This window comes from Roseivirga sp. AWQ4_251, from assembly GCF_056158225.1.
The window spans coordinates 1446134-1461782 of record NZ_JBSWSW010000001.1 but is presented as its reverse complement, the minus strand read 5'-3'; the positions used below and the strand labels follow the sequence as shown (position 1 = coordinate 1461782).

The following is a 15649-nucleotide window of genomic DNA, read 5'->3' as shown; positions in this document are numbered from 1 at the left end:
GAGTTAACCACTTTGAACGAAGGTATAGAGAAAAAGTTAAATTATAAAGTTAGGATATACTAACGCTCAGAATATCATTTGGCGTACAAGTTAAGCTTATCAAATCACCTGGTTGTTTTTTAGTATTCACCAATGCTTGAACTGTATAACCTTCGCCCTTCACATTCAGCAGCTTCTCTGCTCCCATAAAGTAGCTGGTTTCAATATAACCTTGAAAAGAAAAATCTGTTTCTCCTTCTGCAAAGGCTTCTGCTCTAATGATCGCTTTATTATCATCTTTCAATTGAAAAGGCAAACTTTCACCAAAAAGAGACTGAAATGCGATTGAATCGAAAGTGTTGATCAAACCAAAAAAGCCTGCAATTCCAATATCCTTTGGCTGTTCATAAAGTTCACTAGGTGTTCCGAATTGAATCAGTTCTCCCTGTCTTATGAAGCCAATTTTATCCGAAAGCATGAGTGCATCTTTGGTATCATGAGTAACTAAAATCATACTCAAGCCTTCTTGACGAACAATTTCAGAAACTTCTCTGATCAGATTTAGCTTAACCACAGGATCCATACTGCTGAATGGTTCATCCATCAAAAGCAGTTCTGGTTCTTCTGCTAAAGTTTTTGCTAAAGCAAGTCTTTGCTGCTGCCCACCCGAAAGCTCTCTTGGCCTCCTTTTTCGAAATTCTGTAAGTCTACAAAGGTCTAGTAGCTCATTTACCCGAGCTTCTTGAAATTCCTTGTTAAATAGAAGTAGAGGATATTTGATGTTTTCTTCTACCGTATGATTTGGCATCAAGTGCAAATCTTGAAATACCATTTTTATGCCTTCCTCTCCTGCAATCAACTTATCCTCAGGGTCAGTTAAAGGTTGATTCTGGAATAAAATGGTGCCTTCATCGGGCGCCATAAGTCCATTAACCAGCTTCATCAGGGTAGACTTCCCCGATCCACTTGGGCCAACAAAGGAAACCACCTGACCTTGATCCATTGAAAAAGCCAGACCTGAAATGGCTGGCTTTTCATTACCTGGATAATACTTTGTGATATTCTTTACTTCAAGAATCTTCAATACCGGTATTTTTAATTACTTCTCGTATGTTATTCTGTAAATCGCTCCGGCAATATCATCAGAAACGAGAATAGAACCGTCAGGCATTTCTAGAATATCTACTGGCTTGCCCCAACCTTTATTCTCGTCTTTATCTAACCAGCCAGAAGCAAATATCTCACTGCTCACTACTTTATCGTTTTCCACTTGAACAAATCTCAATTGATAACCAATATGGCCAGCTTCTGGGCTTCTGTTCCAAGAACCGTGTTGGGCTACAATGATATTGTTCTTGTATTTAACAGGAAACATATCTCCTTCGTAGAATCTCAAGCCTAAAGGAGCTGAATGCGGCTCAAATTTATAAGCAGGTTCAGTAAAATCCGTTCTTGGGAATTTGTCACCAAAATCAGGATCAGGAATATCGCCTTGATGCCAATATGGAAAACCGAAATTCATTCCTTTTTCAGGAGCAAAATTAAGCTCACAAGCAGGAATATCATCGCCCAACATATCTCTACCATTATCGGTAAACCACATTTTGCCAGTTTTTGGGTTCCAATCGAAACCTACACTATTTCTTACTCCTTTGGCGTAAATCTCCATATTAGAACCATCAGGATCCATTCGTGTGATTGAAGCATAAACTTCATTTTCCTTTTCACACACATTACAAGGAGCACCAACTGGAATGTAAAGTTTTCCATCAGGGCCAAAGGCAATGAATTTCCAACCATGGTGCGTATCGGTTGGGTAATCTTCATAAATCACTTCCGATTGAGGATTGTCCAAATGATTCATAATATCTGGAAATCTATGAATTTTATTCACTTCGGCTACATACAAATCGCCATCATGATAAGCTACTCCGTTTGGCATATTCCAGCCAGAAGCCAACTCATAAGTCTTGTCTGGCTTCATATCTCCATCCGTGTCGGTAAGAGCATACACGCTTCTTCTGCGTTGATTGCCAACAAAAATGGTTTTTCCATCAGGTGTTCTGCTCAATGAACGAGCGTTAGGAACTTCTGCAAAAAGAGAGATTTTGAAACCTGCTGGAAGTTTAATTTTTGAAAGGTCGACTTTACTCTGTGCCTGACCTTCTACCTGAGCAGAAAACAGCAATAGAGCACCAGCGGCCAATATTTTAGTTATGCGTTTCATATTCCAATCCGTTTAAGTTCGAAAGATATCACTTAAACCGATAAGACTTAAAAAAGATTTGACAAATGGGCTTTTGGCAAATTACGGTATCAAAGATTTGAATTGGCCTTACAAAAGCTAATTTTGCGCCATGATCGCGATCAATAATCTTTCTTACCTCATTGGAGGACGTGCCCTTTACGAAAATGCCTCATTGCATATTAAGCCTAAAGACAAAATCGGCTTGATTGGTTTGAATGGCAAAGGTAAATCGACTTTGCTGAGGCTGATTGTAGGCGAATTTCAGCCTTCATCAGGAGATATCAGCAAGAGTAAGGATTGCTCTATCGGTTTCTTGAATCAGGATTTGCTTTCATATCAATCGGAAGAAAGCATTTTGGCCGTGGCCATGCAGGCGTTTGGAAGAGCCAACGAGCTTCAAAAAACGATTGACAAGATTTTGAAGGAAATGGAAACCAATTATCGCGATGAATTGGTAGACCAACTTGCAAAAGCACAAGAGCAATTCGAAACTTTAGGTGGCTATAGTATGCAATCCGATGCGGAAGCCATTCTTGAAGGTATTGGTTTTAGAACAGAAGACTTACAAAGACCATTGAAGCAGTTTTCTGGAGGTTGGAGAATGCGTGTGATGCTGGCCAAGCTTCTGCTTGAAAAGCCTTCCCTCCTAATGCTCGATGAGCCTACCAACCACTTGGATTTACCTTCTATTCAGTGGATTGAAAATTACCTGAAAGGTTATGAGGGAGCTGTAATCGTAGTTTCTCACGACCGCTCATTTTTGAATAATGTAGTGACTTCCATCGTAGAAGTTTCCAACGCAAAATTGACACAATATAGCGGCAACTATTCTTTCTATTTGGAAGAAAAGCAGCAAAGGGAAGAAATTCAGAAAAACGCTTTCGAAAACCAGCAGCAGCAAATCAAGCAAACCGAGCGATTCATTGAACGATTCCGCTCTAAAGCCACAAAAGCGCGCCAAGTGCAATCAAGGGTTAAAGCGCTGGAAAGAATGGACATGATTGAAGACATTGTGGACGACAACATGGTGATGAACTTCAAGTTCGGCTTCAAGCAGAAATCTGGTCGTTCTATTATAGAACTCAATGATATTTCGAAAGCCTATGGCGATCTTCAAATTTTGAAAAAAACCACAGCTCAAATCGAAAGAGGTGACAAAATCGCTCTGATTGGTGCGAATGGGAAAGGTAAATCGACCTTGCTCCGAATTATTGCGGGAACCGAGAAAATCCAGGGAGGACGAAATGAAGGCTATAATGTCATCACTACATTCTACGCGCAGCACCAGCTTGAAGCTTTAAATGTTGAAAATGAAATTCTGCAAGAACTTCAACAAGCCGGAAGTGAAAAGTCAGAAATGGAGCTCAGAAGCGTTTTGGGATGCTTTCTTTTCTCTGATGAAGATGTCTTTAAGAAAATCAAAGTGCTTTCTGGAGGTGAAAAATCCAGAGTGGCTTTAGCGAAAACTCTAATTTCCGAAGCCAATTTCTTGATGATGGATGAACCGACAAACCACTTGGATTTTCTGTCGGTAAATATTCTAATTCAAGCCTTGCAACAGTATGAAGGCACTTTCTTGATCGTATCTCACGACAGACACTTTATTTCTCAAATCGCGAATAAAATTTGGTATATCGAAGATCAGGAAATCAAAGAATATCCTGGCACTTATGCTGAATATGTCTACTGGCAAGAAAAAAGAGAAACAGAGAAAAAACCTGTAGAAGCAGAAGAAAAGCCTAAAAAGGAGAAGCAAGCTCAAAAGCAGAAACCACCTCGCAACCCCAATGACAAGGAATTAAAAAGGCTTCAATCCAAATTGGAAAAGGCTGAAGAAGACATTGAAAAACTGGAGGCTCAGAAAAAGCAAATTGAAGCTGAAATGGCTGACCCGAAGGTGTTCGGAGACTTCAATTTATTGCAAGAAAAGCAAGCTAATTACGATAAAATAGGAACTCAGCTAGACAAAGCCCAAGAAGAATGGGAAGCTTTAGCAGAACAAATTGATGAAATCGAAGGAAACTAAAACTTAGTATCCTTCGATTCTAATTTTTGCCACTTTAGGCTGATCTGAGTTTTCTGTATTTGGGAACGGAGTAAGCTCTTCTAGGGTAAATGTGTAGCCATTTATCTCTTTGGACACATATTCCACATCATTCAAAGTGAAGGTCAATACTTCATCCGTAGACCAGCGAAGTGTTACGGAGGCTCTTCCCTCCCATATACAGTCTGTTTCTTCAGGGCATCTAGAATCTTCAACTTCTGACAATTCAATGGTCGAACCGTCCATTAGATTTCGAGTTTCATTGAGCCTTAGAGAAACAACAGCTTCTTCAAAAGTAGGATGCTCCTCTTCACAAGCACTGAAAAGAGAAATCAACAGCGCCAGCATCACGAATTTTATACTATTTACTCTCATATGGTTCTTGATAATGTTCCTAAGGTTTAGCAACACACATGCCATTTTCACAAGTAATTTCAGGAATATGAAGCAAATCACAAGTACTGAAAATAGGAAAACGCTGGTTTATTTCTGCTTGATAGTTCGTGAAATCGTTGCACCTGCTAATCAGCAAGCTTTCGTTCACACCACTTCCATAGATTATATAAGTAGAAGGCCCACCACAAGCTTTTCTGCCATAAGCATATATTTTGCAGCTTCCGGCATTAGCACAACTTTTATCCGCAGCTATTTTATTAATGTCAGCTTGAATTTTACTCAATTGTTCTTGGGCTTCATCCAAAGTAATATCGGGATCTAAAAAGTTATCAGGATCCGTCTCATCGCAGCCATTCAGTGCAAGAAGCAGAATCACAGCAACACACTTTATAAAGTATTGAGCTTTCTTATTCATCTTCCTTTTTTATGAAGTAATTAACGCCAACCCCAAAGCCCAAAATGGAAGCTTTCGATTTGACTACGCCATCACCATTATTGGCTCTAAAATATTTTCTATAGTTGGCATCCAAAGCCACTCCCCATTGCGAATTGAACTTATAGCCCAAACTCAAACCACCTGTAGTTCCCAAATTAAAGCGATTGAATAAATCCATTTCAGAAAAGTCAGCTTTCCTAACTTCAAGGAAATTCAAATCGCCTTTAACTTGGTAAGAGAGGTAATAATCAGCTACTAATCCTCCGTTTAGCCTAACATTGAAAGCCCCAACATGGAACAATTCATAAGAAGCCTGAAGCGGAAGTGAAATACTTCGAATGGTGTTCGTAAGGTTATAGAAACTGGTATAAACCAAATCTCCAGAATAACCCGCAGGAAGATAAACCGGCAACGAAACACCATCTTCAATAGAATAGAAATTAGCCTCGTTGGCAAACTTGTATTCTGAATATCTTAAACCCGCATTAAGTCTCCATTTTTTATCAAGGTCATAGGCCAAACCCAAACCAGCTGAAATAGAACCAAGCGGTTTATCTTCAGAATTACGCGCAATGTCTACAGATGCAAATGAGCTTGGACTAAAATTCATTTGTCTGACATCGGCAAATTCAGCACCGCTTGAACCGCTGTTTGGGTTGGGATTAAAAGATCCACCGCCAATTCCTCCGGCTAAAACAATTCCTCCGGAAGAAGATGGGTTAACAACTGATTCCTTAATGATTTCAGTACTTTCCAAAGCCGCAACCATATGCTTCATTTCCCACCGCGCACGAATAATGTTAATGCTTTCATCTGGATTTCTGAGTTCAAAAATGCGCTGTAGATCGTCCGCATTGTTTTGGGCAATCAAAGCTTCATTGCTATTATTCTCAAAAAACATTGATTGTGATGCGCTTTCAGCCAAACCTTTAGAATTGCTCGTTTTTCCAAATTCTGTGGTTGTGACATTGTTTAAAGCAGCCATTTGCTGATTATTCACATCTATATTAGAAGCGGTTTTTTCTAACTCCTGATTAGATGAAGTCGATTCCTCTGTTGTTTGGCTTTCTTCAATTTCAGAATTTTCTGATGAATTGGCCGATTTACTATTTTCCTTTGTTTCGTTTTGGGTTAATTCTTTGCTTTCTGAATTATCAATTGAGTTTTCTGGCTTCAAAAACAAATAGCCGAGCGAAACCAACAGCGCAAGACCTGCGGCCACGCCATAAGTTTGCCAATAGAAGAAAATTCCCTTTTTCTTCTTTCCTTTCAAAGCACTTTCAACTCCTCCCCACACACGTTCGGACGGGCTAAATACAGCCTGCTCGAACATTTCCTTCAATTCCTTCTCAAAATCGCTCATGAGTTCGACATATTAACTTGAACAACTTTATTTGCTTCTTCAATCATGACCTTCATCAAGGCCCTTGCCCTGGCATACTGAGATTTAGACGTCCCTTCGCTTATTTCCAGCATTTCTCCTATTTCCTTATGGCTATAACCCTCTATAGCGAATAGGTTAAAAACTGTTCTGGAACCTACAGGTAACTTCTGCATCATGGCCAGTATTTCGGTAAAATGCATATTGCTGATCGTGAAATCACTTTCTACATGCAATGGTGCTTTTTCAATATCCAGCATAGGCTGCTGGTAAAGTTTCTTTCTGTTGTGATTGATAGCCGTATTGATAACAATACGCTTTAACCAAGTAAGAAACTGAGCTTCTTTTCTAAAGGAAGAAAGACTTGCAAAAATCTTGATGAATGCATCTTGGAGAATATCCTCTGCGTCTTCTTGCGAACGTGCATAACGCATAGCCATAGGCATTAGCTTTGATGCATAGCGATCGTAAAGCTCGCGCTGAGCCTTAGGATCATTATTCACACAAGATTCTATCAGTTTTTCGTCCAAATTCATGAATTGAATGAGGGCATTTCTCCCCTTTCCCGTTAAATAGACACCAACCACAAAGGTATCGTTGTAATAGAATATATAATTTATTTGATCGTATTTAAACCAGTATTGCTTTAGGCATAATTTTGGAACAATTGCCTTTGAAAACTTGGCTGGATTGGCTCAGGAACTTAAATTTCAAAAAAACCGAACTCCATTGAGAACACTACTTCTTTTCATTTTCTTATTCTCTTTTTCTCTGCCTTCATTCTCTTATCAAAAAAGGAATTTAGAATATGACAACGTTGCTTATAAAGAGACTATAAAAACAGTTCAAATTTTCCCTAATGGAACTTCGGTGCAGAACAGTATTTCACCTTCAGTAAAGAAAATAGATGAAGGAAGCCCGCTGGTTTTGGAGTTTGATGACCTAAGAGATGATGCCGATTATTATTTTGTAAGATTTATCCATTGCAATGCAGATTGGACTCCTTCAGGCCTTAAGCCTAACATGTACGTTAAAGGCTTTAACGAATTTGAAATTGTTGATTTTCAATTTAGCGATGAGTCAAAAATCAACTATGTGCATTACCGTTTTCCATTCCCTCAATTCATCACTACCGGCAATTATTTGGCTGTTGTTTATCGCGACAGAAATAAAAATGATCTCGTACTCTCTCATCGTTTTATGATTTATCAAAACGAAGTTGGAGTAGGCGGAAACATTGAACGTTCAACCGCTGCAGGAGACCGCATGACACACCAGAGAATTGAAGTCTCAATGAGTTATGGAAATGTAACCAGCCTTAATCCCAATAACGATTTCAAGGTTTTAGTAAGACAAAACCAAAGACCTGATGAGCAATTATGGCTGAAACCTACTTTCCTTGATGAAAACAATAAAACCATCCGCTTTCAGAATTTAGGTAGCGAAAATGATTTTGCTGGAGGCAATGAGTTTAGGTTTTTCGACCTAAGCACCGTTAATTTTAATGGAAGAAATGTGGTTGATGCTGGCTTTAGAGACAACAAACCTTATGCTGTTTTAGGAGTAGATCAAAAAAGAAATGATGGCTATTTCCAAAACTTGGACCTGAATGGCCGATACTACATCAGAGATTTAGAAGGTGGCGGCTCTTATGCGATTTCATCAGAATATGTCGATACTCAATTTAATCTAAGCATAGAAAAACAACCCTTCGACATTTACATTCAAGGAGCTTTCAATGGATGGGAAAAGAACGAGAAATCTTTAATGAAGTGGAATTCCGAAGCCCGCATGTACCAAAATCATTACCTCTTAAAACAAGGCTGGTACGATTACCAATATTGGTCGGCCGATCCTGAAGCTCCCAACATGTTGGAAAGGAGCTTCTTCCAGACCGAAAATTTATACGAAATCTTTGTGTATTTCCGCCCCGTAGGTAGCCGAGGCGATTTATTGGTTGGTTATTCCCGAATCGACTTTAACAGAAGACGTTAAGGAGTAACCTTTTCACGTTTAAATTCATAAGCTGTGGAACGCTCAATCGGATTTACATTAGCTAAATCTACCATTCCAAAGCCTTTGTAAGTATAATTTCCTATACCACAATTGAAAATGAATTCTTGAACCTCTTTAGCCGCGTATAGTTTGAAGGGCAAAGTATAACCGCGAACTTCATATTTCACGTCCATATCGAAAAGAGAATAAATCCTGGCGAACTTCTTCTCGTTTTCTCTCAGCTTATTCAAATAAACAGAATCAGGCACTACCTGAAATTTGTTAAAGCCTTCAATTTTATCGAAGTCATACATTTCAGATTCTTCCATTCTTTGAATAGTTGAATCGAAAAGATAATCAGAGAACTCATCGTTTTCTGGTTCGATAAAACGCTTGCCTTCTGGCCCATTGAAAGAAGACCTTACTGGCACAATTGGAGAAATACAGATAAACTTCATTTCAGAAGTAAAATCTGGCGTTTTCTCAATTTCAGTGCTTTCTGGAATCAATTGCAAATTGCCCAGTTCGAAGTTTTCGAAACGGAAAATCTCCGATAACACGTAATCAATAAACTCTTTGCTTGGTGATGACAAAACCAAAGTCACAAGATTTGAGAAATAATGTAATCCTGTTCTACTTACTTTAGTTTGCCCCTTTAAGCCTGAAAAACTATAATATGGATAGTTAACAAACTTCTCGTTTCTACCATTTACGATAACCCCTTTAATAAACTGGGCCAAGATGTACTGGTGGTGAAAAGGGAGTACTGCCCCCCTGTTCTTAAGCTTAAAAATAATCCTAACTCTCACGACAACTCTACTTTTAAAATCAAAAATTTTCTTGAACCGTTGTTCAGATTTACACTTTAAAGTATAGCAGTAACCACTTACGTTAAAAGTTTGTTCAAAACACGGTGTAAAAAATGAAGTTGGGTCTCAACAACTGATTATACGTTAAATCTAAAATGCATAACGTCTCCATCCTTCACTATATATTCCTTCCCTTCAATAGACATTTTGCCCGCTTCTTTAACGGCTACTTCAGTCTTATACTTTTCATAGTCATCAATTTTGATAACCTCTGCCTTGATAAAGCCCTTCTCAAAGTCTGTGTGGATGACTCCGGCCGCCTGAGGTGCTGTCCAGCCGTTTTTGATGGTCCAAGCTCTAACTTCTTTCTCGCCAGCTGTAAAGTACGTAATTAAATTTAAAATTGCATAAGAAGCACGAATAAGTCTACTTAATCCCGATTCTGAAAGGCCATATTCCTCTAAAAACATGGTTTTCTCCTCTTCATCATCTAATTCTGCAATTTGAGATTCAATTGCCGCAGAAACAATAATTACTTCAGCATTTTCTTCCTTTACTGCGTCCTTTAAAGCTTCAACATGCTTGTTTCCCGTATTTACACAAGCTTCCTCTACATTAGCTACGTAAATTACAGGCTTAATGGTTAGCAAACTTAGATCTTTTACAGAAGCTAACTCTTCTTTGGTAGCTTCAACTGATCTTGCATTTTTACCAGCCTCTAAAGCTTCTTTAAACCTCTCTAAAACCACCAAATCCTTTTTGGCGCTGGCATCACCAGATTTTGCAATCTTAGAAAGTCTTAAAATTTTCTTGTCGATAAACTCAACATCCTTGATTTGTAATTCAGTGTCAATTACTTCTTTATCAAAAACAGGATCTACAGTACCTGCCACGTGAACTACGTTATCATCATCGAAGCAACGAACTACGTGCAAAATGGCGTCTACCTCACGAATATTGGCTAGGAATTTATTACCAAGCCCTTCTCCTTTAGAGGCTCCCTTTACCAACCCAGCAATATCTACAAACTCAATAACCGTTGGCAAAACACGCTGTGGGTTCACTAAACTTTCTAAAACTTTAAGCCTTGGATCGGGTACAGTTACTACACCCACATTAGGTTCTATTGTACAAAAAGGAAAATTAGCAGCTTCTGCCTTTGCGCTTGATAATGCATTAAAAAGTGTTGATTTACCTACGTTTGGCAATCCTACAATCCCACACTGAAGTCCCATTTTATCTTTACTATGATCTGAATATTCTATACTGATTATAGCCCCTTCTCAACTCTACCACCGAAACCCTAATAATTGTATAGGCAGGTATGGCAGCTATCATTCCGGGGATACCCGCTATTGAAGCGCCCGCAAAGATAATAACAAAAATTTCTAACGGATGCACTTTAACGGATTTGGAGAAAATGAGAGGTTGCAGAAGTATATTATCAGTGAGTTGAACCACTGAAAAAACAGAAACTACTTTTATTATTAGGAAAACGTAATCGTTAGAGGTCTCCAGACCATTGCTCGTGGAAAGCCCAACGATAATACCAAATACAGAACCTAAAATTGGACCAGCATAAGGAATTAGATTAGCCAAAGCTGCAAAAAGGGCAATGGTAAGCGAATATTTTATCCCCATTAAAGAAAGTCCAATAGCCGCCATACTGAAAATAGCGAAGACTTGAAATGAAAGCCCGAGAAGGTAATTGGAAAGTAAACGTTCTATTTTATCCAGAATGGCAATACTCACTTCAAAATATTTATTAGGAATAGCCGCGATTAAGCTATTTCTCAATAAACCCTTTTCATAAAGAAACAAGAAAGTGATAAAACTCAAAGCCAATAACCCAACAAAAAAGCTGCTCAAAAACGATAGAATCATGGATAAAATGCTTTGAACCTGTACTTTACTAATGGCTTCTGTAATGGTTTCTCTCAAACCGGTTACCATAAAACCTGGAGATTCCTCCGTGAGCCCCTTTTCAATCAAAAAGCTCTCGAAATCTTGGATAGGCTCTAAAACGCTACTTGTAATACTGTCTATACTTAAACCCGAAAGAAGAGAAATCTGGTCGTCAATCAATGGAATAAAGAGGATAACAAACAACGTAAGCACACCAACAACAGCAGAATATGCCACCAAAATGGCCATCCAACGGGGAACATGGGTTTTGAAAATTTGTGTTCCGTTGATTTTCTCTACCAAAGGCCTCAAAATAGAAGCTAAAACCAATGAAAGAACTAGATAAGTAAAAATATTAGTGAAATACCATATAAATAGAATCAGAGCCGCAATAATTAAGGCAATGTATATGGCAGTTTTTCTCATAAGTACTAAATAAAAAAGAGTTCTTGAATGTTCAAGAACTCCCTCATAAACTCTTTAATAAATTTTCTTTAGTCCCAGGACAAATCAGAATTGTTGCTGTTAGAAGATTCAATGGCCATGTCATCTTCATCTTCAAATTGATCAAAATCGAAATCTGGCATAAGCTCATCTTTCACATGATCAACGGTAGAATTCAAAGCATTTAAAAACTTATTGAAATCTTCCTTGTACAAAAAGATTTTGTGCTTTTCGTAGGTAAAGCCGTCATCTTTATATTTTCTCTTGCTTTCCGTAATTGTCAGGTAGTAATCGTTAGAACGCGTAGCTTTGATGTCAAAAAAATACGTTCTTTTACCTGCCCTTACTCGCTTAGAAAAAATCTCGTTCTTGCCACTATCCTTATTCTCTTCCACAATGCAACGTTGGTTTGGTATCTCTCTTCGGTAGATGAATCTGTAAAAACTGCTTCAATATAAACCAATAATACTTACTATTGCAATAGACGAATATAGAATTTGACAAACTTAATATAGAGAGAACAGTAACTAGATTAAGTTCAAAAAACGTTATTTCGGGTAATTAGGGATAAAAAAGGAACCGATAAATGGGATTTTCACTAGATGACGTAAAACAGTTTTCCAATATAGAACTCCTTGCTAAGCAGATGGTTGAGGGATTTATTACGGGTTTACACAAGTCTCCTTATCATGGATTTTCTGTTGAATTTGCCGAGCACAGATTGTACAATACCGGAGAAAGTACAAGACATGTTGATTGGAAAATTTTTGCAAAAACTGATAGACTTTATACAAAACGATACGAAGAAGAAACTAATCTTCGCTGTCAAATCGTAATTGATCAGTCGTCATCCATGTATTATCCGGAAGAAAATTTCGGAAAAATGCGCTTCAGCGTTTTGGCCGCTGCTGCCCTAACCTACCTGTTTCACAAGCAAAGAGATGCCGTGGGACTTCATACTTTCAGCGATAAATTGGAGATAGAAACACAGGTAAAATCTTCCGCATCTCACATTCATAAGCTTTTTCTTCAGTACAATGAATTATTGGAAAAACAAAAATCAGAGAAACGAACGAATGTTGCTTCAATACTTCATCAATTGGCAGAAAAGGTTCACAGAAGATCGCTGGTAATTTTGTTTAGCGATATGTTCGACAACGAAAATAATGACGCTGAAATCTTAGCCGCACTTCAACATTTAAAGCATAAAAAACATGAGGTTCTGCTTTTTCATGTTACCGACCATAAAACGGAGTTTGAATTTGAATTTGAAGACCGTCCGTATGAATTTATCGATGCTGAAACCAAAGAACGTATAAAACTCAACCCCGCTTCAATAAAGAAGGATTTCAGAAAGCAAATGGATGCTTATTATAAAGAACTCTACTTAAAGTGTGCGAAGCTGAAGATCGATTTGATTGAAGCAGACATCAATGAAGGCTTTGATCAAGTGCTGAAAGCTTATTTGATCAAAAGAGGAAAAATGAATTAAGCGCTTTGAAATGACAAATGAAGAATTCATTGAAATGGCACTTTCTTTTCCAGAAGTGGAAGCTAATCCTCATTTTGAAAGAACCGCCTTTAAAGTTAAGGGTAAAAGGATTTTCGCTACAATTCTGAGTTCAAATCAAACTGCTAACTTAAAATTGAGCTCAGCTCAGCAACAAGTTTATTCTGATTTTAAAAGTGGTGCCATTTATCCCGTCCCCAATAAATGGGGAGAGCAAGGTTGGACTACTTTCGAATTCTTGAAAATCCCAGAAGGGCTTATGCTCGATGCTCTTGATTCTGCCTATCAAGAAGTTTTTAAAGGAAAAAAGAAAGCTAAGAATTAACTGTCTCGTATTCTTCTTCCTTTTCTAGAGTCTCTTCCACTTCTTCCTTATCCGATTCATCCGCATGGGGAGTTTCTTGAATTTCTACAGGCTCTAAGTCAATCGAAATAAAGATTGGAAAATGATCTGAACCCACATTCTCGCACACCTTTAAGTCGTTCAACTTAAAATGAGCTGAAACGAAAATGTGGTCTAAGGGCCATCTCAAAAGCGGATATTTAGCATGAAACGTATTGAAAGGTCCACGCCCAATTCTAGGATCGAGCAAGCCGCTGTATCGCCTAAATAGCCTAGTAGTATGCGACCAGGCCACATCATTCAAGTCGCCCGTTACAATCACTGGCATATCAATCGTTTTGATTTCATCGGCCAATTTCAGTAACTCAATATCTCTGGGTTCCGAAGTTTCACTTTCACCTGGCGCTGGTGGCTCAGGGTGAACTCCATAAAACCTAATCTTATTATTTTCATAGAGTAACAAATCTGCCTTGATTGACGGGATATCGTCTTTCAATAAAAATCGCACCTCAACATTTTCGAGCTCTACTTTAGAATAAAGCAGCATTCCATACGTATTCTCCAACGGGTATTCGACCGCATAAGGATATTTCTGTTTCACAACTTCCATAGCTTTAGCCCACTTCTTATCCGTTTCTAAAAGCAATACCATATCTGGGTCAGCCTCGTTGATCAAATTCTTCAGCTTAGCATATTCGCGATTATATTGATAAACATTGGATGACATGATGGAAATTGAATGTTCCTTTCCCTCCTTATTTGATACCAAATCGTAAGAATGAAGTTTTGTATACGGCCAAATCCTAAACATTAGGTAAATAGAACAGATCACTGCTACTGAAAGAAACACAAAATGTGTTGGCTTAAATCCGCCCCAATGAGCCCAAACAAAGAGCCCTAGTGTAATTAATTCTAGAACTAAGAGCTGTTTCATTGGAAAATCGAAAGCCCTAACTAACCAATGAACCCACCTTGTAAGTTGAGCGAAAACCGACCAAACTAATAACAGAGTCGATCCATAAAATAGGTAATTTGAAATTTTTGCTAAAATGCTGACTGTATCATTCATTTTCGTTCGATTCTGGTTCTATATGGGTTATCTCCTCCCCGGAAAGCGAAGCGAGAGGTTTTAGATTGATAAAATGTTCGGCTAAAATTCTTGCCATGGCCGCAAGCGGAAGAAATAGAATCATGCCTGCCAAACCCCAAATATATCCACCAACAGCCAAGGCCATAATGGAAGCTAGAGGATTGAGTTTCATACTTCCTCCCACGATTTTAGGTGTTAGAAAATTCCCCTCAATGGTCTGAATCACGATAATGGATCCAATCATCAAAAGTGGAATTAGGTGATTATCTAAAGTGAGATAGGCATAAACTACGGGAAGCGATGCCCCCAACGTGGTTCCTATATATGGTATGATGGCCAATAAAGCCGCCAAACCACCAAATAACAATGGATAATCAAGGCCAAAAGCCCAGAAGGTAATGGTATACATAGAAGCTAAAATCAGGATGAGCATGCTGAGCCCAGCGATATAATGTTGACCGGTTTTCAGAACATCTCTAAGAATTTCAGACTGCTCTTCCGTATAAGCTTGCTTTCCTAGATTCACAATAATCTCTGCTATACCATGCCTATAAAGCAAAATCAGGAAAGTATAAACTAGAGTTAGAATGGCGCTACTGAAAAGCTTCCCCATAAAGGAGAACGTGTCGCCTATCAGAGGCATTCCTATGTCATTGAGAAGCTTGTCTTTATTCTCCTCGAATTGTTCGCTTCCTAACTCTCCTGTTTCGAAAGGTAAGTAGGGCCTCACTCCTTCATAAATCTCTGCAGCTCTATCATCCAATTGCACATCGCCTTGAACGGATGATACAACGCGATAAACCTGCGATGAAATGAAGAAACCTATGGTAAGCAGTAAGAGAGAACCCGCTACGATGGACGTAAAAACTGACCAAAAGCGGGAAAAACCCCATCTTTCTAAAATTTGAGATGGTTTTAAAAAGACTGTGGTCGCGAGTAGAGCGAAAGCCACTGGTTTAAGAATAACTTCCCCTTCTTTGAGAATTACCACTCCTAAAACAATGGCTAGTAGAATGTATGCGGTTCGTTTGGCTGAAATTTTCACAATTGATACATCGTGAAAATCTTG

At 38.5% G+C, this 15649-nt stretch carries 16 protein-coding genes; 4 read left to right on the top strand and 12 right to left on the bottom strand.

The window, feature by feature from the left end:
- Window positions 1–49: 49 nt before the first annotated feature.
- On the bottom strand, window positions 50–1063 hold the full coding sequence (locus ACXACJ_RS06515; protein WP_475133534.1) for an ABC transporter ATP-binding protein: 1014 nt from the start codon (window positions 1061–1063) through the stop codon (window positions 50–52).
- A 15-nt stretch (window positions 1064–1078) separates the two neighbouring features.
- Window positions 1079–2206 (bottom strand): PQQ-dependent sugar dehydrogenase, encoded by a 1128-nt coding sequence (locus ACXACJ_RS06510; RefSeq protein WP_475133533.1) that lies wholly within the window; start codon window positions 2204–2206, stop codon window positions 1079–1081.
- A 130-nt stretch (window positions 2207–2336) separates the two neighbouring features.
- On the opposite strand from ACXACJ_RS06510, the gene ACXACJ_RS06505 reads away from it, so the two are divergent.
- Window positions 2337–4253 (top strand): ABC-F family ATP-binding cassette domain-containing protein, encoded by a 1917-nt coding sequence (locus ACXACJ_RS06505; RefSeq protein WP_475133532.1) that lies wholly within the window; start codon window positions 2337–2339, stop codon window positions 4251–4253.
- Between the two features lie 3 nt (window positions 4254–4256).
- On the opposite strand, the gene ACXACJ_RS06500 is transcribed toward ACXACJ_RS06505, so the two are convergent.
- From ACXACJ_RS06500 to ACXACJ_RS06485, 4 genes are read right to left on the bottom strand one after another with little or no spacing between them, the layout of a single operon-like run.
- On the bottom strand, window positions 4257–4646 hold the full coding sequence (locus ACXACJ_RS06500) for a hypothetical protein (protein ID WP_475133531.1): 390 nt from the start codon (window positions 4644–4646) through the stop codon (window positions 4257–4259).
- 19 nt (window positions 4647–4665) lie between these two features.
- Window positions 4666–5082, bottom strand: a complete 417-nt coding sequence (locus tag ACXACJ_RS06495; protein ID WP_475133530.1) for a hypothetical protein — start codon at window positions 5080–5082, stop codon at window positions 4666–4668.
- Complete coding sequence (locus ACXACJ_RS06490; RefSeq protein ID WP_475133529.1) at window positions 5075–6466, bottom strand: outer membrane beta-barrel protein; 1392 nt, start codon at window positions 6464–6466, stop codon at window positions 5075–5077. Before ACXACJ_RS06490 ends, ACXACJ_RS06495 begins: the two co-directional genes overlap by 8 nt.
- A complete protein-coding gene (locus tag ACXACJ_RS06485; protein WP_475133528.1) occupies window positions 6463–7020 on the bottom strand; it encodes an RNA polymerase sigma factor in 558 nt (185 codons plus the stop codon). The genes ACXACJ_RS06490 and ACXACJ_RS06485 overlap by 4 nt, the downstream gene beginning before the upstream one ends.
- A 193-nt stretch (window positions 7021–7213) precedes the next feature.
- Here ACXACJ_RS06485 and ACXACJ_RS06480 point away from each other — a divergent pair, with 193 nt between their 5' ends.
- Window positions 7214–8479, top strand: coding sequence for a type IX secretion system plug protein (locus ACXACJ_RS06480; protein ID WP_475133527.1), 1266 nt, complete (start codon window positions 7214–7216; stop codon window positions 8477–8479).
- Here ACXACJ_RS06480 and cas6 read toward each other — a convergent pair.
- The 4 genes from cas6 to ACXACJ_RS06460 form a co-directional block, all read right to left on the bottom strand.
- Window positions 8476–9288, bottom strand: coding sequence for a CRISPR-associated endoribonuclease Cas6 (gene cas6, locus ACXACJ_RS06475; protein ID WP_475133526.1), 813 nt, complete (start codon window positions 9286–9288; stop codon window positions 8476–8478). The two genes, ACXACJ_RS06480 and cas6, sit on opposite strands and share 4 nt — an antisense overlap.
- Before the next feature lie 137 nt (window positions 9289–9425).
- Entirely contained in the window at window positions 9426–10523 is a 1098-nt protein-coding gene (gene ychF, locus ACXACJ_RS06470) for a redox-regulated ATPase YchF (protein ID WP_475133525.1), read from the bottom strand.
- Window positions 10524–10533: 10 nt separating this feature from the next.
- A complete protein-coding gene (locus tag ACXACJ_RS06465) occupies window positions 10534–11619 on the bottom strand; it encodes an AI-2E family transporter (protein ID WP_475133524.1) in 1086 nt (361 codons plus the stop codon).
- 68 nt (window positions 11620–11687) lie between these two features.
- Complete coding sequence (locus tag ACXACJ_RS06460; RefSeq protein WP_475133523.1) at window positions 11688–12032, bottom strand: DUF3276 family protein; 345 nt, start codon at window positions 12030–12032, stop codon at window positions 11688–11690.
- A 191-nt stretch (window positions 12033–12223) separates the two neighbouring features.
- Between ACXACJ_RS06460 and ACXACJ_RS06455 the strand changes: the two genes are divergently transcribed.
- Both ACXACJ_RS06455 and ACXACJ_RS06450 read left to right on the top strand, forming a co-directional pair.
- Window positions 12224–13129: a DUF58 domain-containing protein gene (locus ACXACJ_RS06455; RefSeq protein ID WP_475133521.1), complete on the top strand. Its 906-nt coding sequence runs from the start codon at window positions 12224–12226 to the stop codon at window positions 13127–13129.
- A gap of 10 nt (window positions 13130–13139) precedes the next feature.
- Window positions 13140–13472, top strand: a complete 333-nt coding sequence (locus ACXACJ_RS06450) for an MmcQ/YjbR family DNA-binding protein (protein WP_475133520.1) — start codon at window positions 13140–13142, stop codon at window positions 13470–13472.
- On the opposite strand, the gene ACXACJ_RS06445 is transcribed toward ACXACJ_RS06450, so the two are convergent.
- Window positions 13462–14424, bottom strand: a complete 963-nt coding sequence (locus ACXACJ_RS06445; RefSeq protein WP_475133519.1) for an endonuclease/exonuclease/phosphatase family protein — start codon at window positions 14422–14424, stop codon at window positions 13462–13464. The two genes, ACXACJ_RS06450 and ACXACJ_RS06445, sit on opposite strands and share 11 nt — an antisense overlap.
- 127 nt (window positions 14425–14551) lie before the next feature.
- Window positions 14552–15625 (bottom strand): AI-2E family transporter, encoded by a 1074-nt coding sequence (locus ACXACJ_RS06440; protein WP_475133517.1) that lies wholly within the window; start codon window positions 15623–15625, stop codon window positions 14552–14554.
- Window positions 15626–15649 lie beyond the last annotated feature (24 nt).